Consider the following 19,503-nt stretch of genomic DNA (forward strand, 5'->3'; position numbering starts at 1 on the left):
CTTTCTGCATAAAAAATAGCACCCTCTTAAATTAATAAGTGAGTGCTATGAATATGTCCCATAAAACACTATGGATGGATCCTCACATAAATCATTTAATGATTTTCCATCAAAAATTTTTTTATTCATTACGACATCAATATCGTCTAAATCTTCATAATAGTCACCAAACCAAACAGTGTATTTCCGTTTATAATTGTTTACCAATGTATCAACTCCCGCATTTTTACCAGCATACTCAAACGTAATTGTATCCAAAGGATTATATATAGAATTTTTCAACTTTTCTTTCATAATATATCCCTATTTTCCTTTCTTTCTATTTCATTTATTTCTCTGTCAGAACGATATCGTAGCTTTCCATTTTGATCCCAATAATAATTGTGTGCATGTTCACCATAAAATCCAAGATTATGGTGCTTTGAATTATTGTGATTGTGAGGTGTAATATCTTTAATTTTTAAACCTCTAGAATCATAATACGTTCTAGTATCGAATCCTTTTTTAGTAATTCTATCAACAACAGAAAATGGTTTATATGTTTTAGGGGCTGATTCGTGCCCATTAATTATTGTATCTGCTACTATTATACCATGTTTATTCCGTTTATAACCATCCGTTTTACCAATATTACTCATTCCATCTTTGCGTTTTAATTCATATCTTGCCTTGGTATGACATCGACAGTTTGGATGGAATGGCGGGGCATTCACTCCGATTTCCATTTCTTCACGTTTTATCCATATACCTTGCCACCCAGCACAATGTGGACAAGCACTATATTCCGGAATATTCGTATAATAATCAGCCTCAGCTTGGTCATACATATCTTTTTCAGCAAGCATGCGCATTCGATTCATCTCGGTATACATCAGCCGATTGGCTTCATATTTCGTGACCTGCATAGCTTCTTGCAATCGTCGCCGTTCTTGCTTGAACGTCGATATATCACTATGCATTCGCATAAAAGCACCAAATAATTTTTGCCGGGTCTGTTCGTATTGACCATTCCGCCCCCATACTTTTTCACTGAAAGAATTACCGTAAAAATCGGCGTTTAACACCTCTTGGACACGGTCTAAGTGTCCAGTAGCTGATTGTCCTAAGATGCCGGCTTGACGCTTTGTTTCGTCTAAATAGGCATTGATTAAACTTTCTTGGATGATTACATGGTCTTGGGCATACATACGTTGCAAATCGATTTCTATTTCGGCTTTCATGTATTCTAGTCGTGAAATATACATCTTGCGGTTATAAGTCTTCAACCAGTCATTGGTTTCCGGACTAAAATAGTCGCGTAAATTTTTCTTATTAGCTTTATATCGCTGCGGGTCATGTAATTTATCGCGAATTGCTTTATCGACCGTTCTGGCCGCTTTATCCGCCCATGAAGGCACATCGAAATCTTTTATCTTCTTCCGAGCTTCAGCCAGTGTTAGACCTTGTTGATTGGCGTAATTAATATAATGCCGGTCAATTTTTTGTTGGATGATGTCTAAGGTTTCTTTATGGACTTCTTCGATGGCTTTTTCGACATCAAAGTCTTTTCTCGCCCATTCGTTTTGAATTTTTCGTTCTTTGTTGTAATCAATACTATTCATCTTCAATCACTGCCTTAACCGAGTCAGTTGCGTCTGGCCGGACACCATCTAAGGCAATCCGTTGTTTTTCTTCATCAGCATTCGGAATGAAGCTAGCCAGTTCCATCAATGTTGTATCTGATACCACACCCCCCACATTGATATAGCGTTCAACTTCTTGCCAGATATCTTCAGGAATGTTTTCGTGGAAAGTAAAAGTCAAATCGTCGGCGGTAATTTTGTTGGTAGATAAACCGTTATGGATATTCTCAATCAATTGATACCGTCGTCTTAAAGCTTTGCTAAAGAATGATTCTTTGATTGATTTAATTTGTTCTAAACCAATCATCTTGTACTTTAAGGCGATACCAGAATTGCTGGCGTTGAATCGGTCATCGTCTAAATTAGGCACCTTAGATAATTTATAAATATCATTAATCAAGCGTGTTTTATAAGCTTCCACACCTTGGACGTCGTATTGTTTATAAATATATTCGGCACCAACACTGGTTTGTTTGCCCGTGTGGTCGATTCCCGATTCCAGTAAAAGCATGTTCGCTTTCTTCATCAGCATAGCGTCCGTTGGTGTGATACCGGCAGAGTCTAGGTCGCCATTGATGACCAGCAAGGCGTCGTTTAAGTCACTCATATAGTTCGCCGTGTCAGATTGTGCTGCGTCGTATGCGTCAATCAAAGGTATCTCGTTCTCGAAATCCCCTTGCCTGAATCGATTGTTCCACCATTCAACCACTGGGACATCGTCGTACATGTGTTTCCTACGGGATAACTCACTAAATGTAACTGCACCCTCCTTGAACGGTTGAAATTGGATCGCGTGCGTATTAGTGTAAATAGTCATATTTATCTCGCCGTTATAAATCGGTACATGCACTGCACCAATAACTCGCTTAGATACATCAGTAGAACGTATGACAAATATCTCCCTTGGGTCAATCTGCACAATGTTATCTGTGCCGCCTAAATCTCGGTAATGTAATTCAAAAGCTCGTCCAAATCGTGAAGCGTCAAAGCCAAGTTCAAAGTTAAGCGTATCTATATCATTATCCAAATTGATGTCATGAATCGTTGCTAGTGATTGTGTCTCGTCATCGTCTGCTTGACGTGTGCCAATCGTGATAGGTTTGGAGATTAAGTAACCAGTAATATAATTACTGATATACCCACCCCAGTTATGTGTCACACGGTAGTCAGATTTTTCTTGTTCCAACCGTCTGCGACCCGATAGGATAGTGTAGTTATGTCCTTTCGAATAGCCGTCTAAAATATCCAATCTTATTTTTTGTGCATTAAAAAAGACCGATAACATATCGGTCAATGATTTCTTTCCTTGCTCGGTATTTAATAGGTCTTGCATGTTGCTGTATACAAAATGAATATTTGCGTCTTCGTCAAATTGTAATGAATCGACACGCCGTTCAGGATTGGAATAGTCCATGTCCCGTTCGAATTGATACGACTTCGGTATGTATTGACCTTCTAAGTTCGTATCGCTTGCTGTGTGTGTTGTTTCTATGACTGCTCACCTCTTTCGATCAGACGAACTCTTGTTACGCCTCCTGCCGGCATATACTCCACCTCTACGATTTCGATTGCTGCCGACATTGTTTCGGACTCAACCTCTATTTCGTATTCTGTCATCCCATAGTCTAAATTTTCTGGATAATCTTTCACAATTACTTCGTATTTATTTTTACCCATAATTAATCACTCCCCTACCCAAACAACCGCTTGGCTGTTCGCAATTTATTTGTTATGTTGGTTTGTTTAGTGTTAAATACAAACGTTTCTAGTGCGTATCTACTGGCATCTATTACGTGGTTATATGAATCTGCCGGCTTATTGACATATTCATTTGTCTTTCGGTCTTTCTGCCATGTGTAATTCTCCAATTCTTCAATCAGTTTCACGCACCGTTCATCCACAATTAAGTCAAACTGTTGCATGAGTTGGATTCCTTGCAAAATACTTCCCGGAGGTTTCTTCGCTGCGACCACTCTCGTAATTCCATGTTGCCTTAACTCTGATACCGATTTCTGCTCGGCACTATCTGCAATAATTTGTTCCTTAGCATATCCAAGTGAATGAATTGCACTTGCTATGACATCATTAGTCATGCCACGTTTGACATACTCTTCCATAAAATAAAGCTGTTTATTATGTTCATCTACCTTGATATGGATAAACGCACTTGGGTCATTGACATAACCGAAGTCAAGACCGAAAAAGCTAGGTAAGTGCGACAACTCTTCTTTGTTTAGTAATCGTTTCTCGTATTTAGGGAAGACCAACTTATCTAGTGTCGCAAACTCCCCTAATGCGTATATCTTGTAGTAAGCAGGATTACGATTAGCTAAGTCTTCAATATTCTGTTTCGTCATTTCGTCTAAGAATCGATTATCCTTGTAGGTTGACTGGTGTATGATCGTATTGTTCTGTTCTTTAATAAAGAACGTCGTATACACCCAATTGACCTTACTCACCGGATTGAACATCAGAAAAATTTGCTTGTCTTTATGTTTCTTTTCACGCAAACGCAATGTTAACTGCGTGTAGTCGTCTAAATTAAATTCAGACGCTTCTTCCATGACTACGTCAGATATACCTTTGATAGATTTAATCTTTTCAGGGTCATCTAAGCCTTTAAATAAAAAAATTGCTCCATTCGGGAGCGTTATTTCTCTGTTTGAATGATTGACCTTGCAATGTTCTAGAATATAAAAGTCTGCCAATGATGATATGACATCCGCAAAGATTGAATCCTTAACTGTTGCACCGACTTTTCGTAGCCACAGTACCTTTCTTGGATATTTCCAATCTTGCAATGACTTTAGAATCACCTTTTGCACCACGCCATGAGACTTTCCGCTTGAAGCGCCACCGTACCAAACTTCGGTAAAGTATTTGTAGTCCATCAAGTTGTCAAATATATGCTTGTTAAAGATTCGTTCGGGATGACTTATGTTAATTTCAATCTGTGTCATCGTACTCACCAAGATTAATCTTAATAGGTGTATTTACATTGACGTCTTGCTCGTGCTTGTCTCGCCATTCTGCTGGCTTTCTATTCTTCAACCAAAATATTTGAGCCGTTACATTTGGCTTGCTACACTTCCGTGTTATCACTACTTCACCGGCATTCGTGACCGTTTCCTCTTCATACATAAAACCTAATGCCGATTTAAGCATGGCATTCTCAACTTGTCTATCTATGACCTCTTTACCACGCTTTAAGGCCTCCGAAATGTCCGTGTACTTATTCTTCCATTCGTATAATGTCGACTCTACAATGCCCAAATTATGGGCAATTTGCTTATCGGTAAGGCCATCTCTAGCCATACCTTCTAATTCAGTTAATCCTTCTTCTGTTATCCAGTAATCGTATTTAGCCATGACCTCACCACCTTTCATTTTTAGTTCACGTTCATGAACTGTACTTAGTTTATCAAGTAGATTGAATCGTGTCAATAAAAAAGTTCATATTTTTTAAACTTATTCATTGAATAAAAGTTCAATAGTTGATAGAATATAAACATAAAGGAGGCTAGCAATGGAAGAGAGAGTATCATCAGGCGTTCGCCTTAACCAAATTATGTCTCAAAGAAACTTAAAGCAAATTGATATTTTAAATATGAGTAAAAAATACCAAGATAAATATTCTATTTCTCTTAGTAAAAGCGCGCTTTCTCAATACGTTAATGGCAAACAAGAGCCAGACCAACACAGAATATATCTTCTGTCAAAAACTTTAAATGTAAGTGAAGCTTGGTTAATGGGGTTTGATGTTCCTATGGAAAGAAATGATTTGCCGAAAAACGTTACTGAAATCCCTCCCGCCATTCGTATTCCTGTCTTAGGCCTTATCGCGTGTGGTGAACCCATACTAGCCGACGAAAATATTTCCGAATACCGGGAGACTTTTAATCGTAATTTACCTAAGGGCGATTTGTTTTTTCTTAGAGCCAAGGGCGATAGTATGGCACCTAATATCCCTGATGGGAGCTATGTAATGATTAGGCATCAGGAAGATGTGGAAAACGGAGAGATTGCTGCGGTGCTAGTTAATGGGGATGAGGAAGCTACGCTCAAAAAGGTTAGAAAACTAGGAGATTCAATTTTGCTAGAAGCCATCAACGAGGATTATGCCCCTTATCTAGTAAACAAAAACAACCCTGCCAGAATCATCGGCAAGGCTGTGAAGGTGGAGTATGAGTTGTGAGGAGGAATGTAATGGTAAAAATAGTGGCTAATGGAAATGAAATATCCATCTTAAAATCAGATTCAGATTATATTAGTTTGACTGATATTGCAAAATATCAAGATGAAGAAAATCCAAGATATATCATTCAAAATTGGATGAGAAACAAAAATACAATAGAGTTCCTTGGAACTTGGGAAAACTTAAATAACGAGAATTTTAACCGTGTCGAATTCGAGGCGGTTAAAAATGAAGCAGGTACAAACAGATTTGTATTAACACCTAATAAATGGATAGAAACCGTAAAAGCTATCGGCATTCAATCTAAAGCAGGTAGATACGGCGGAACATATGCACACTCTGATATAGCATTTGAATTTGCTTCATGGATATCACCTGAATTTAAACTTTATATAATTCAAGATTATCAACGGTTAAAACAAGAGGAAGCATATAAAAATCAGCTTGAGTGGCAAACAAATCGATACATATCTAAGCTTAATTATTCTATCCATACTGACGCAATAAAAGAGTATTTAATTACCCCAAATCTAACACCGAATCAGATTCGTTACACATACGCTAGTGAAGCAGATATGCTTAACACAGCCTTATACGGTATGACAGCTAAAGAATTTAAGCAAAAATACCCTGAAAAAGAAGGTAATTTAAGAGATAACTCAACGATTGAACAATTACTAATCATGAATAATTTACAAAATATTAATGCCGAAATGAACAAACAAAAAATACCTATGGCAACAAGACTCAAAGAATTAAATAGAATTGCTAGAGAACAACAAAATATCCTCATAAAAAATAACCAAAAAGCATTAAACGACTTAAAAAAATTACATTAAAAAAATCCCACTCTCCTGTCGCCAAACAATCGGAGTGAGATAACACAAAAACAACCCCATAATAGGGACTATTTTATGTACCCTATTATATCAAATTTTGCACCGATAGAATAGGAGTAATAAACATGTCTGTATCTAAAGACAAAAAAACGAAAAAATGGATGTGTCGAGTATCGTATAAAGATTGCGGTAAGTATAAACAAGTAACCAGGAAAGGATTTGATACAAAGAAAGAAGCATTGCTAAAAGAATCGGATATTTTATTAAACATAGAAAATGGTAAAGATATTGATGATAACCCAAGAGAAATCTTAACACTTCACAAATACTTCGAACATTGGATATACACATACAAAATAGACAGAGGTCTTAGCAAAAGCACGGAAAGCAAATATTTATTTACATTAAATTTAGTAGAAGACTATTTTGGAAATACCCCAATAAATGCTATAACACGAACCATGTATCAAGATTTTATTGATCAAAGAGGCAAAGATAGATCTAAAGATACCGTTGAAAAAACACATAATTATATCAGGTCATGTGTACAAGATGCACTTCACGATGGGATAATAGAAAAAGATTTTACATATAAAACGTTACTTTCTTATGACATTAAAGAAAAAACAAGCGCAGAAAAATATTGGGACTTAAACGAATTCGAAAAAATAATAAAATTTGTTTCTAACGAATTAAAGCAAACGGCAGCAATTATTTTAATCTCTGCCTTAACCGGCCTCAGAATGGGGGAAGTATTCGGTTTAAGTTGGGACGATATCGATTTTAAAGAAAAAACATTAAGCGTCAATCGTGGATTTGATTATGTAAAAACAAACAGATTTACAGATGGTAAAACAGATTCATCCATAAGAACAATCATCATTAACGATGAATTAATCTTATATCTAAAAAAATACAAACTAGTTTACGGCAAAGATAACAATTGCTATTTGTTTATAGATAAAATAGCAAAACGTTATCAACCAGCTATTAGCTATACAGCAGTTCGTAAATATTTAGAACGCACTTGCAAATTTCTAGGAATTAGAAATAGATCTCCGCACGCTTTAAGGCATACCCATTGTTCAGTGCTACTAGCTGAAGGAATAGACCTTAGTTACATTTCACAAAGGTTAGGACATAAAACGTTGAATGAAACCATTAGAACGTATTCACATATTATTAAAGAAAAAGCGCAAAAAGAGGATACCAAGGTTATTGATGTTTTAGAAAACATATCTAACTAACATAGCAAATGTATCATTTTGCACCCACAAAAAAATTGGGTGCAAAATAGTGCAAAATTATTTTATTTTCTTATGAATTCTTCTGAATTCTCAAAAATAAAAATAAGCTACAAACGCCTATGTAACAACGTTCTAGCTTATTCTTATGTTTTCTTATATTAAGTTAGGATGCCGACTGCAGGGTTCGAACCTGTGACCTACGCGTTACGAGTGCGTTGCTCTACCAACTGAGCTAAGTCGGCACAAAAAATGACCTGTGCAGGAATCGAACCTGCGACCCACTGATTAAAAGTCAGTTGCTCTACCGACTGAGCTAACAAGTCATAATTACGACAAGCATTACTATAACTTAAATAGGCCATGCTTGTCAATATTTGTCAGGAAATTTTTAAGCGGGTCCAGAATAAACTACTATGTCAGAACCATTTTTTCCGTTTAAAGTACCATATCAATACCAAGGCGACCACAATACAGATGATCCAAAACATGGCATAGCCAAATTCCCAGCGTATTTCAGGAAATTCAACAAAGTTCATCCCATAAACCCCAGCCAAGAAGGTCAATGGCGTGAATATGGTCGCAATCACAGTCAAGGTTTGCATGATTTCATTCATCCGATTATTAACTCGAGCTAAGTGCGAATCATACAAGTTGGAACATAGGCCTCGATACAACTCAACCATCTCATTCAATTGACTCATATCTTCATAAACATCATGGAAATATTTTTGCGTATCTTCATCAATCATGGCATGTTTACCCCGTGTCAGGCTACCAATCGCTGTTCGCATCGGCCATAGGCCTTTCTTTAGCGAAAGCAAATACTTATTAATATGGTTGATTTTCTCAATCGAATCTTGATGATCCCCATCTAGAATTTCCTCTTCCAATTCATCTAGATAATAGTCAATATGTTCAAAGATTTCCATATAAGATTCCATGACCGCATCAATTAAGTAATACATCAACATGGCTGTCCCATGCTCATTAATGACTGATTTGGCATGGAGCTGAGAAATCACCCAACTAAATATGCCATGACCTTCAGGTTCAATCGTGATTAATAAATTGTCATAAAGGATAAACTGAATACTTTCATTAATAATATCTTGATTGCGGTCCATCCGGGTCAATACTAACAATAGGGATAGATAATTCTTAAATTCTTGAAACTTGGACCGGAGATTACTTTCTTCGTCTTCCACAATCATCAAAGGGTGCCAGTCAAAATAATCTAACAATTGATTGGAGATCTGTTCGGGATCGTCTGTTTGAATCGATAACCAGTAATGGTGATCGGGATTATCCACCTCTAACTTGTCGAGATTATCGAGAGTTCGCCGATACAAATAATCGGTATTATATTCATACAGTTTAATCCGTGTTCCCATAAGAACTCCTTTCTTATTGAATAGCTTTATTCTGACTTGCCATGGATTGATACTGATTAAGGTCGACCAGAACCTGACCGATAACGTTGATAATGAACGGGTTCTTTCTTGTAGAAATCTTGATGGTAATCTTCAGCTGGATAGAAAGGCCCTGCTGGTTCAATTGGGGTAATAATAGGTCGATCATAACGACCACTTTGACTCAGGGCTTCTTTAGAAGCTTCGGCTAATTGTTTTTGTTCTGGCGTCGTATAGAAGATAACTGGGCGATAAGAATCGCCACGATCGACAAATTGACCGCCAGCATCGGTCGGATCACTCACTTGCCAATAAATATCTAATAACTTCTGATAAGAAATTTTGCTAGGGTCATAAGTTATTTCAACTGCTTCTGTATGCCCAGTTTCTCCCGAACATACTTGTCGATAAGTAGGATTTTCTGTATGGCCCCCTGTATAACCAGAGACCACTGAGATTACCCCATCCCATTGATCAAAGGGATGAACCATACACCAGAAACAACCTCCGGCAAATATTGCTTTCTCTTCCATAATATCGCCCCTTTATCTTAATTAAATAAATCTGTAAAGAATTTCCGAGTAGCTTCCCAAGATGCATCAACCGTCTGACCAATTCCTTTAACGGTCTTTTCAAACCAATTGACTTCTTCGATGCTAGTCTTTACTTTTACTGATACTGTATTCCCTGTTGAGAATTTAAGAAATTTACTTTTTTGTCCTTCCACATCAATCACCATCTGACCAATTTCCGTTCCTGCTTTCACAGGGGCCTGCAATTTCCCATTTGGATCCATGACTTCTTCATTGGCCATGAAATGATAGGTCATCCTCGGAGCCGTATCGATAATGGGCGTAGCTAGAACCAGCGCTTCACCGTATTCTAGGCTAGCATAGTCGTCTTTTCCATCATTTACTTTAACTTGAGCCATCTGGGTGACTTCCTGTCCTTGGCGAATGACTGGCGTACTGACATACATTGCATAGACTGCATCTAGCAACTTTTTGCTTTCATTATATCTTCGATTTGAATCTTTGTGATCTGTTCCTAAGACGACACTTAAGACGGCCAGATCATTCTTTTCGGCAGTTATCATCGCTGAATAGCCATCTTTGGCTGAAGCACCAAGAAATAATCCACTAACACCAGGATATTCTTGGGCCCCATCAGCTAACATTTCATTCGGCGAAGACATCTCATAAGGATCGTCTGTATCTTGCTTAAAAACGGCCTCGCCTTGCTGGCTATATTCTAACAATTCGGGAAAGACTTGTAAAAGATGAAAACTTGCTGTTGCACAAGCTGCAGCAGACATCTTATTCACAGAACCTTGATCCATCGTTGCCGGATCACCCGGAACAAAATCACTGGCTAAGCCGGTACAATTATATATCTCCGCTCCATCATATTCCCATTCAGCGAGCTGAGCACGCATTTCTTTTACAAAGGCTTGTTCACTCCCTGAATGAAATTCAGCTAAGGCTAGCATAGAACCATTAGCTCCAGTAACCGCGACACTTTCAATCAGTTCCTCAACCGTATAGGTAAAATCTTGACGCAAGGGTACGTTATAAATATCGTAATCCTGACTTAAATCGTAGGCCTGATCTGAAATTGGTACCGAGTCTGATAGTTGAATTTCTCCTTTATCAACGGCCTTTAAAATTAAGTAAAGTGACAAGGCTTTTGATAGGGCGCCCACTTCAACATTCTCCTGGCTATCTTGTTCGGCAAGAATTTGACCAACTTGCAAATCAATGACCATAGCCCCTTTGGCTTTTACCTTTACTTCTGTTTGAGCCATGGCCATGGACCAAGGGCTGAAGCAAGCCAAACACAGGCTTAGGAGACTCAGTAATATGAACTTAGCTTTCAGAATTTTCATCCGTCTCCCCTTTCTTGATTTTCTTTGGCATCGTCATCCGAAAGACCGTCTCATTATTCTCAACCAGCGCATAAATCTCGCCTTGATGTAGGTGAATCATATTCTTGACGATGGCTAACCCCAGTCCAGAACCCGGTTCCTTGGCATTTCTTGATTTCTCGGTTCGATAAGAACGTTCGAAGATCTTATCTTCCTCGCCAGCTTCAAGAACCTGTCCATTATTACGAACTTCAAAAATATTTTGCTGCTGTTCTACCTGCTCATAAGCAATTAAGCGGATTCGGTCGGCTCCATGACCATATTTAATCGCATTGGAAATTAAATTGGCGAAGACGCGAGCCATTTTATCCGCATCAAAACACACTTGCAAATCTGCAGGTTCGACTTCCACTACGATATTAATTCCTTTCTCTTGAGCTGTGAGTTCAAATTCGGCAGCCAGTTGTTCCAAGTAGAAATAAATAGGAATTTCTGCACATTGAATGTGATAGCTTTGTTGCAATGAATCCGTATATAGAAACAAGTCATCTACCAATGTCTTCATAGTTTTGGCCTTTTTATAGGCTATATCAATATAATGTTCTTTTTGTTTCTCTGTATCATATTTATGATTCACAATTACATCCAGATAACCTATGGTTGAAGTTAGTGGAGTGCGAATATCATGGCTGACATTAGCTATCAGCTCATCCTTGGTCTTTTCATATTTCTTTTGGTTATCTAAGGCCTGTACGGTGGCGTCAACCAATTGGTTGATACTCCAGACCACGGGTTGTAGTTGGGTATTCTGAATTTCGGGCACTCGTGTATCAAAGTTTCCTTCAGCAATATAATGTAAATGTTGGATAATCTTATCTAACTGAATATAATTATATTTTCTTTGCACTCGGCGATATGTCAAAGAGAAACCGATTGCCATCACCAAAAGGGTAAAAACAAAATAAACTTTCCCATCATTAATGTTCACACCGACATTATCCAGAAAATACTCATAAATATTGGTTCCCGCTATTGGAAGGGCAATTAATAATGGATAGCCGATAATCGCAGCAAAATAGATAATAAAGACATTGGTTAAAACCCCAATGCCCGTCATAAATAATTCTATTTTTTGTGTCTTGCTTAGAGCCACGGAAGGAAGAGAATTTATCTTAGGCTTCAATTTTGTACCCCACACCCCATACTGTCTGAACTACTTTATTACCACCGGTCGCTTCAGCAAGTTTATCCCGTAGATGGCTCACATGGACCATGACCGTCTTAGCGGACATTTGTCCTTCTTGTTGCCACACTTCATCAAAAATATTCTCAGCCGAGAATACTTTATTCGGATTGCTCGCTAACAAATATAGAATACCGAATTCAGATGCCGTCAATTGGATATCCTTTCCATCGGTCGTTCGCACTTGATGCGAGTCTTTAGCAATCACTAAGGGCCCGACTTCCAGCAGATTACTATCTTTGCTAACTTCTGCATAATTATATTGGCGACGCAATAAGGATTTTACCCGAGCCATGACTTCCGATGGATTGAAAGGCTTCACCACATAATCGTCTGCCCCCGAAAGTAGACCTAATATTTTATCATTGTCTGAAGATTTAGCACTAACGATTAAGACTGGAATAGAAATTCCTTGGTTGCGCATTTTTTCGACGACTTCCAGCCCGTCCATTTCGGGCATCATAATATCTAGGATTGCTAGGCCGATATCATTCTGACTGAGAAGTTGTTCCCAGGCTGCTCGGCCATCATTGACAGGAATCACTTGGTATCCTTCACTCTTTAAATATATAGACAACAGATCAACAATTTCTTGTTCATCATCCGCAATTAAGATACGCATACTTTATCATCCCCTTACTTGTAAGTTCATTCCCTATTATACCCTATTCCTCATTGATTTTTAAGTTTATTTAGAAAGCTAGCCATAATGTAAAAAATATGTAAAAAAAGAAAGCCAAACCTTATCCAGGCCCAGCTCCCTTTGATACAAATTATTGACGAGAATAGTTTGGTGCTTCTTTAGTAATGTTAACATCATGCGGGTGAGATTCAATTAACCCAGCTCCCGACATCCGAACGAATTGAGCTTCTTCTCGTAAGCTTTCCAGATTTTTAGCACCGACATAGCCCATACCTGACCGTAATCCGCCGACCATTTGGAAAATAATATCTTTCACGCTACCTTTATAAGCCACACGACCTTCAATGCCTTCAGGAACTAATTTATTGGCTTCGGTCTTAGATTGGAAGTAACGATCAGAAGATCCCTTCTCCATAGCTGCTAATGAACCCATACCGCGGTATGTTTTGAACCGTCGTCCTTGATAAATTTCAAATTCACCAGGGGATTCGTCGGTTCCTGCTAACATAGATCCTAACATAACTGCATGTCCGCCAGCCGCTAAGGCCTTCACAATGTCACCAGAATATTTAATGCCGCCATCGGCGATAATCGTCTTGCCGAATTCTTTGGCTGCACTTGCTGCTTCGTAAATAGCTGTCAGTTGAGGAACACCCACACCAGCCACGACCCGTGTCGTACAGATTGATCCCGGTCCAATACCGACTTTGACTACATCTACACCTGTTTCAAATAAGGCGCGTGCTCCTTCGGCGGTAGCCACGTTCCCAGCTATAATGATCACGTCTCGATAGGTTTGGCGAATTTCTTTAATTTTTCGAATCACGCCTGCGCTATGACCATGGGCAGTATCAACCACAATCGCATCAACTTGTTGTTCAATCAACGCTTTGGCACGTTCAAAGGTATCTTGGGTAATGCCAATGGCAGCGGCTACTAACAAGCGACCTTGCTCATCTTTAGCAGCATTAGGATATTCTACGACTTTTTCAATATCTTTGACGGTAATTAAACCGGACAATTTACCCGCTTCATCAACTAAAGGTAATTTCTCAATCCGATGTTGATGAAGAATTTCCTTGGCTTCATCTAAGGAAGTTCCGATCGGAGCAGTCACTAAACCTTCGCGGGTCATCGCTGATTCGATGCGTTGGGAGAAATCAGTGATGAAGCGCATGTCTCGGTTGGTAATAATTCCAACTAAGGTTAAGTCAGCTTCATCTTTAACAATCGGCACCCCACTAATCCGATATTTAGACATAAGTGCTTCAGCATCTTGAACCGTATGTTCAGGCGTCAAATAGAATGGATCGAAAATAACTCCATTCTCTGAACGTTTGACTTTACGAACTTCTTCGGCTTGATCAGCAATTGACATATTCTTATGGATGACTCCTAGACCCCCTTGGCGAGCCATTGCAATTGCCATCACAGAATCAGTGACTGTATCCATTGACGCAGAAATAATTGGGATGGTTAATTTTAGTTTTGGCGCCAATTCAATCGAAAGGTCCACATCATTGGGTAAGACTTCACTTGCAGCTGGCACTAATAATACATCATCAAAAGTATATCCTTCACGTTTAAATTTGCTTTCCCATGGGGTCATGTATCTTCCTCCTATAAATTATTCTTGCTTAATTTGAACTAAGGTATCACGTTTGGCCAGAGACTTCAACCGAAAAACTAATAATTAATCAAATTCTTAGAAAATCGTACGGATTTCAGCTCAATTTCATATAAGATTAAAGAAAAAAGCCTGCTAAATGCAGACTTTCTCCTGTGTTAGAATACGCCACCTTTAATATTATAGCGCCGACGAAGATAGAAGCGCAGGGCGAAAGTGACCCCACCAATCATCATATAAATAACCCCTGGAAGAACCGGGTTAATTGATCTCGGTAAGATGACTACACTAAAGGAAACTATTAAGAACCAAGATACCATGGTTAAGATAGAAACTAGGAAATAACGTAAATATCCTTTCTTGCCTTTTTCAGCATCGGGATTTGGCAAATTTTTGGCGGTCATTAGCATGGCAAAACCAGCCACAATATAATTGATAATCATGGTAATGACACCCATATAGGTTTGAGTGTTGGCTTTGTCTGTTGCCATGACCATGGAAAGTCCTGATACAAAGGTAAAGAGAGAACCTAAGAACAATGACCCATCAATACCAATTAATAAATCACTGGACGGAGCCTGTTCCGCTTCGATTTTATGGGTCAATTCTTGATCACGAATCACTTGCGCCAATTCAGTAGGCGTCCCATAAATATGTTTAGCAGTTTGTGAGTGTTCTTGACCAGCTAAGAGGGTCTCTACAATTTCCTCGAAGACTTTACGACGGACTTCAAAATGCATTTCATTATGCAGTTGCCGATCTAAAGTAACAATGAATTGTTGGTTTTTATTCGTTAAGCGGTCGAAATTTTTCTGCGTAACCCCAGCCATAATTTCTTTGGACTCATTGGCTTCCATCTCTTCTGTTCGGACTTCTTCAACCTGCTCAATTTCTTCCTGTTGGACAATTTCTTCTAGCTCAGTTGTTTTTTGGCTTTCTTCCAGACTTGGATCAGCCTGAGCCATCGATTGTTTTTCTAAGTTTTTCTTTTCTTCACTCATATTATTCTCCTTTAAACATTGAATCTGAACAGCATAATATCACCATCTTGAACCAGGTAATCCTTACCTTCAGAGCGGTAACGTCCAGCTTCCTTAACCGCGTGTTCGCTACCATATTTCATCAAGTCTTCATAGGACATAGTCTCTGCTCGGATGAAGCCACGCTCAAAATCACTATGAATGACGCCAGCAGCTTGTGGAGCTTTCATACCTAATTTGAAGGTCCAAGCTCTAACCTCTTGGACACCGGCAGTGAAATAAGTTCCCAGCCCTAACAAGGCATAAGAAGCTTGAATTAGGCGATCAAGTCCGGATTCTTCCAAGCCAAAATCAGCCAGAAATTCTGCTTTTTCTGCTTCATCTAATAAGGCAATTTCTTCTTCTAATGAGGCACAGACTGGCACCACTTGAGCCCCTTGCTCTTCCGCCAAAGCTTGAACAGCTTGTAAATGAGGATTTGAGCTTGGATCAGCCACTTCATCTTCCCCAATATTAGCCACGTAAAGCATTTTTTTGCGAGTTAATAAGAATAGACTCTTGACAATCGGCTCTTGTTCTTTGCTGAATTCCACACTATTGGCTAAACGATTTGCTTCTAAGGCTTCTTTTAATTTCTCCAGAACTTCAAGTTCAGCCATGGCTTCGGCATTTTTTGCTTTAGCCATCTTACTTGTTTTACTCAATCTTTTATCGATGGATTCCAAGTCTGCCAAGATTAATTCTAAATTAATCGTCTCAATATCTGATACAGGATCAACTCGGCCATCAACATGAGTAATATTATCATCTTCAAAACATCTTACCACTTGACAGATGGCATCGACTTGCCGAATATTGGCCAAGAATTTATTTCCTAGTCCCTCACCCTTACTGGCTCCCTTAACAATACCAGCAATATCGGTAAATTCAAATGTCGTTGGCACTGTCTTCTTGGGTTGTACAATCTGGGTAATATCATCTAATCGCTTATCTGGTACTTCTACAACACCAACATTAGGATCAATCGTTGCAAAAGGATAATTTGCCGCTTCAACACCAGCTTTGGTAATTGCATTAAATAGGGTCGATTTACCAACATTAGGTAAGCCTACAATTCCGGCCGTTAATGGCATAATTCAATCACACTCTCTTCTTTAATCTTGCTTTGCTTTTTCGATAACTTTTTTTAATTTTTTCTCGAAATCGCGTCGAGTCATGGTAACAATATGTTCACAATTCTGACAGCGAATTCGTATGTCCATACCCATTCGAATGATCTGCCAACGATTTGTTTGGCAAGCATGGGGTTTCTTCATTTCTACGATATCAAATTTATCATAATCTTTGGTTTGCACTTCGCTCACCTCTTTATATCTAATCTAGACTGCTAAATTTGGATATTAAGAATATCCAAAATCCGCATCAAATCTGACTCCGAGAAGAATTCGATCTCAATCTTCCCTTTATTTCCTTTTTGAGAAATATTGGTTTGAGTTCCTAAGAATTCCTCAATATGTTGTTCAATCTCGATAATATGTTGGGGCTTTGTAGGTGTTTTTTTAGCCTTTTTTTCTTTACGAGGTTCTTGTTTCTGATTTAACTGCTGGACCAAATCTTCTAATTGGCGGACCGTTAATTTTTCCTTAATGACTTTTTTAGCTAAATTAGGGAGTTGGCTTTTGTCTTTTAAAGCTAGAAGGGTCCGAGCTTGGCCCATAGATAATTCTTCTTGATTGACCATAGTTTTAACGGCTTCAGGCAAGGAAAGCAAGCGTAAATAGTTTGCAATATAAGGCCGGCTTTTACCAATCCGTTCGGCTACTTCCACTTGGGTCAGATTTAATTTATCCATTAAGACATTATAAGCCTCTGCTTCTTCAAGCGGACTCAAGTCTTCCCGTTGTAAGTTCTCTACCACTGCAATTTCAATCATCCGTTCTTCATCCAGTTGACGAATAATCGCAGGTATGGTTGTTTTCCCAGCCATACGACTGGCACGAACTCGTCGTTCACCCGCAATTAATTCATAACCTTTGATAGAAGATTGTCTTAAAATCACCGGTTGAAAAACGCCGGATTGTTTAATCGATTCAGCCAGTTCTGCTAAAGCTTCCTCATTGAAGTGTTTCCGAGGTTGATAAGGGTTGGGACGGATCTCTGCTAAAGCAATCTCCTCAACCACTTCATTCTCATTGGGAGTTTCTTCATAAGCCTCAAAAAGGACGTCAATCCCCCGACCCAATCCACTGCGTTTCTTTGATTTATTGGTCATTGGCAATCACTTCCTTTGCTAATTCCATATACATCTCAGCTCCTCGCGAACGCGGATCATAATCAATAACGGATTGGCCATAGGAAGGGGCTTCAGACAAGCGAATATTACGCGGAATTAAGGTCTTGTAGACTTTCTCTTGGAAATATTTTTTGACTTCTTCTACCACTTCAAAACCCAAATTCGTTCGGGCATCTAGCATCGTAATCAATACACCCTCAATGCGGAAGTTACGGTTATAAGATCTTTGAACTAAACGAATCGTATTTAATAACTGTGTTAATCCTTCTAAGGCATAATATTCGGCCTGAACCGGTATTAGGATGGTATCCGCAGCAGTAAAGGCATTAATTGATAATTGTCCTAAAGACGGTGGGCAATCCACCAAAATATAATCATACTGATCACGCACCGGCTCTATCGCTTGTTTTAGACGGGCTTCTCGATTCTTGACGCCGACTAATTCAAGTTCAGCCGCTGCCAACTGAATATTAGAAGGAACAATATCTAAGCCTTTGGCGCTTGTTTCCAAAATAACCGATTCTAGCGGGACTTCATTCACCAATACCTCATATAAACTTTGTTTGACTTGACCTCTTTCAACACCTAAACCACTGGTCGCGTTTCCCTGTGAATCCGAATCGATAATTAATACCTTTTTACCTAAAGAAGCAAGGGCTGCCCCTAGGTTGACGGTCGTTGTGGTTTTACCAACGCCTCCTTTTTGATTACCTACGGCAATCATTCTTCCCATAATATCGTCCTCCTTTAGTCTCACTACAGTGGTTGCTTATTTGGTTTTCCTGGTCGTCGTGGGTATTTATTAGGTGTATCAAGGGTCTTACGAATATCTATAATTGCCCGATAACTTTCTTCTTGAGGTAACGTCTCATGAAATTCTGCTTCGAATTTACCCCCTAATAAAGTGATGGCCCGTTTAGCTTCAATCAGCTCATTATGAGCATCTTGGCCTTTTAAGGCAATAAAGTGACCGCCTTTTTTGACAAAAGGAAGGCAGAGCTCGACTAAAATATTTAAAGAAGCGACGGCGCGGGCAGTTGCCAGATCATACTGACCACGATAAGCCTGATCTTGACCGGCTTCTTCAGCCCGAGCATGAACTGCCTTAACTCCAGTCAAACCCAAATCAGCCACTAATTCATTTAAGAAATTTATGCGTTTGTTCAGCGAATCAATAATGGTTAATTGAATATCTGGACGGATAATTTTAATCGGAATACTAGGGAATCCTGCGCCAGCGCCAACATCGACAACTTTCGCAGCTTCTGGAATCTCCACCCACCATAAAGGTACTAATGAATCATAAAAATGCTTTAAATATACCTCATCATGTTCGGTGATGGCTGTGAGATTGATTTTTTGATTCCATTCAACTAACAATGAAAAGTATCGATCAAATTGTTGAAGCTGTTTTTCCGAAAGTTGGATGTTTTTTTCCGCCAAAGCCTGTATAAATTTTTCTTCGTTCAATCTCAAGCTCCTTCGTTAAAATTTGTGAAACAATAATGTTTCACACATGCCTACTATAGCGAAATTTATAA

At 38.8% G+C, this 19,503-nt stretch carries 21 protein-coding genes and 2 tRNA genes; 3 read left to right on the forward strand and 20 right to left on the reverse strand.

Annotated features, from left to right (window positions below):
• Positions 1-45: 45 nt before the first annotated feature.
• From M0R79_RS09035 to M0R79_RS09060, 6 genes are all read right to left on the reverse strand, one after another.
• Entirely contained in the window at positions 46-294 is a 249-nt protein-coding gene (locus tag M0R79_RS09035; protein WP_248416987.1) for a hypothetical protein, read from the reverse strand.
• Positions 291-1,601 (reverse strand): minor capsid protein, encoded by a 1,311-nt coding sequence (locus M0R79_RS09040; RefSeq protein WP_248416986.1) that lies wholly within the window; start codon positions 1,599-1,601, stop codon positions 291-293. Before M0R79_RS09040 ends, M0R79_RS09035 begins: the two co-directional genes overlap by 4 nt.
• Positions 1,594-2,955: a phage portal protein gene (locus M0R79_RS09045; RefSeq protein ID WP_259560596.1), complete on the reverse strand. Its 1,362-nt coding sequence runs from the start codon at positions 2,953-2,955 to the stop codon at positions 1,594-1,596. Before M0R79_RS09045 ends, M0R79_RS09040 begins: the two co-directional genes overlap by 8 nt.
• A 155-nt stretch (positions 2,956-3,110) precedes the next feature.
• On the reverse strand, positions 3,111-3,299 hold the full coding sequence (locus M0R79_RS09050; RefSeq protein WP_248416984.1) for a hypothetical protein: 189 nt from the start codon (positions 3,297-3,299) through the stop codon (positions 3,111-3,113).
• A 14-nt stretch (positions 3,300-3,313) separates the two neighbouring features.
• A complete protein-coding gene (locus M0R79_RS09055; protein WP_375163586.1) occupies positions 3,314-4,597 on the reverse strand; it encodes a PBSX family phage terminase large subunit in 1,284 nt (427 codons plus the stop codon).
• Positions 4,569-4,991, reverse strand: coding sequence for a transposase (locus M0R79_RS09060; protein ID WP_248416982.1), 423 nt, complete (start codon positions 4,989-4,991; stop codon positions 4,569-4,571). Before M0R79_RS09060 ends, M0R79_RS09055 begins: the two co-directional genes overlap by 29 nt.
• A gap of 157 nt (positions 4,992-5,148) precedes the next feature.
• Here M0R79_RS09060 and M0R79_RS09065 point away from each other — a divergent pair, with 157 nt between their 5' ends.
• The 3 genes from M0R79_RS09065 (at position 5,149) to M0R79_RS09075 (ending at position 7,903) form a co-directional block, all read left to right on the forward strand.
• On the forward strand, positions 5,149-5,817 hold the full coding sequence (locus tag M0R79_RS09065) for a LexA family protein (protein ID WP_092570918.1): 669 nt from the start codon (positions 5,149-5,151) through the stop codon (positions 5,815-5,817).
• A gap of 11 nt (positions 5,818-5,828) precedes the next feature.
• Positions 5,829-6,656 carry a KilA-N domain-containing protein gene (locus M0R79_RS09070; protein ID WP_248416981.1) on the forward strand — a complete coding sequence of 276 codons (828 nt, stop codon included), beginning with the start codon at positions 5,829-5,831 and terminating at the stop codon, positions 6,654-6,656.
• A 125-nt stretch (positions 6,657-6,781) separates the two neighbouring features.
• The gene (locus tag M0R79_RS09075) at positions 6,782-7,903 is read left to right on the forward strand and encodes a site-specific integrase (protein WP_092570920.1); all 1,122 of its coding nucleotides are present in this window, start codon (positions 6,782-6,784) and stop codon (positions 7,901-7,903) included.
• A gap of 169 nt (positions 7,904-8,072) precedes the next feature.
• Here the strand turns inward: M0R79_RS09075 and M0R79_RS09080 are convergent.
• From M0R79_RS09080 to rsmG, 14 genes are all read right to left on the reverse strand, one after another.
• A tRNA-Thr gene (locus tag M0R79_RS09080) sits at positions 8,073-8,145 on the reverse strand.
• 8 nt (positions 8,146-8,153) lie between these two features.
• A tRNA-Lys gene (locus M0R79_RS09085) sits at positions 8,154-8,226 on the reverse strand.
• A gap of 93 nt (positions 8,227-8,319) precedes the next feature.
• The gene (gene corA / locus M0R79_RS09090; protein ID WP_248416980.1) at positions 8,320-9,294 is read right to left on the reverse strand and encodes a magnesium/cobalt transporter CorA; all 975 of its coding nucleotides are present in this window, start codon (positions 9,292-9,294) and stop codon (positions 8,320-8,322) included.
• Between the two features lie 56 nt (positions 9,295-9,350).
• Entirely contained in the window at positions 9,351-9,845 is a 495-nt protein-coding gene (gene msrA, locus M0R79_RS09095; RefSeq protein ID WP_248416979.1) for a peptide-methionine (S)-S-oxide reductase MsrA, read from the reverse strand.
• A gap of 17 nt (positions 9,846-9,862) precedes the next feature.
• A complete protein-coding gene (locus M0R79_RS09100) occupies positions 9,863-11,197 on the reverse strand; it encodes a D-alanyl-D-alanine carboxypeptidase family protein (protein ID WP_248416978.1) in 1,335 nt (444 codons plus the stop codon).
• Positions 11,178-12,329: a sensor histidine kinase gene (locus M0R79_RS09105; RefSeq protein ID WP_259560601.1), complete on the reverse strand. Its 1,152-nt coding sequence runs from the start codon at positions 12,327-12,329 to the stop codon at positions 11,178-11,180. The genes M0R79_RS09100 and M0R79_RS09105 overlap by 20 nt, the downstream gene beginning before the upstream one ends.
• 19 nt (positions 12,330-12,348) lie before the next feature.
• Positions 12,349-13,041 carry a response regulator transcription factor gene (locus M0R79_RS09110; RefSeq protein WP_092570930.1) on the reverse strand — a complete coding sequence of 231 codons (693 nt, stop codon included), beginning with the start codon at positions 13,039-13,041 and terminating at the stop codon, positions 12,349-12,351.
• 151 nt (positions 13,042-13,192) lie between these two features.
• Positions 13,193-14,671, reverse strand: a complete 1,479-nt coding sequence (gene guaB, locus M0R79_RS09115) for an IMP dehydrogenase (RefSeq protein ID WP_248416976.1) — start codon at positions 14,669-14,671, stop codon at positions 13,193-13,195.
• Positions 14,672-14,847: 176 nt separating this feature from the next.
• On the reverse strand, positions 14,848-15,690 hold the full coding sequence (locus tag M0R79_RS09120; RefSeq protein ID WP_248416975.1) for a DUF1129 domain-containing protein: 843 nt from the start codon (positions 15,688-15,690) through the stop codon (positions 14,848-14,850).
• A gap of 11 nt (positions 15,691-15,701) precedes the next feature.
• Positions 15,702-16,802 carry a redox-regulated ATPase YchF gene (ychF, locus tag M0R79_RS09125; RefSeq protein WP_092570935.1) on the reverse strand — a complete coding sequence of 367 codons (1,101 nt, stop codon included), beginning with the start codon at positions 16,800-16,802 and terminating at the stop codon, positions 15,702-15,704.
• Between the two features lie 21 nt (positions 16,803-16,823).
• Entirely contained in the window at positions 16,824-16,985 is a 162-nt protein-coding gene (locus tag M0R79_RS09130; RefSeq protein WP_248417168.1) for a DUF951 domain-containing protein, read from the reverse strand.
• A 71-nt stretch (positions 16,986-17,056) separates the two neighbouring features.
• The gene (locus M0R79_RS09135; protein WP_248416974.1) at positions 17,057-17,941 is read right to left on the reverse strand and encodes a ParB/RepB/Spo0J family partition protein; all 885 of its coding nucleotides are present in this window, start codon (positions 17,939-17,941) and stop codon (positions 17,057-17,059) included.
• Positions 17,931-18,695, reverse strand: a complete 765-nt coding sequence (locus tag M0R79_RS09140; RefSeq protein ID WP_092570939.1) for a ParA family protein — start codon at positions 18,693-18,695, stop codon at positions 17,931-17,933. Before M0R79_RS09140 ends, M0R79_RS09135 begins: the two co-directional genes overlap by 11 nt.
• 23 nt (positions 18,696-18,718) lie before the next feature.
• Positions 18,719-19,432 (reverse strand): 16S rRNA (guanine(527)-N(7))-methyltransferase RsmG, encoded by a 714-nt coding sequence (gene rsmG, locus M0R79_RS09145; protein WP_248416973.1) that lies wholly within the window; start codon positions 19,430-19,432, stop codon positions 18,719-18,721.
• Between the last annotated feature and the right edge of the window lie 71 nt (positions 19,433-19,503).

The sequence above is a fragment of the Ignavigranum ruoffiae genome (genome assembly GCF_023195815.2).
Taxonomy (GTDB): domain Bacteria; phylum Bacillota; class Bacilli; order Lactobacillales; family Aerococcaceae; genus Ignavigranum; species Ignavigranum ruoffiae.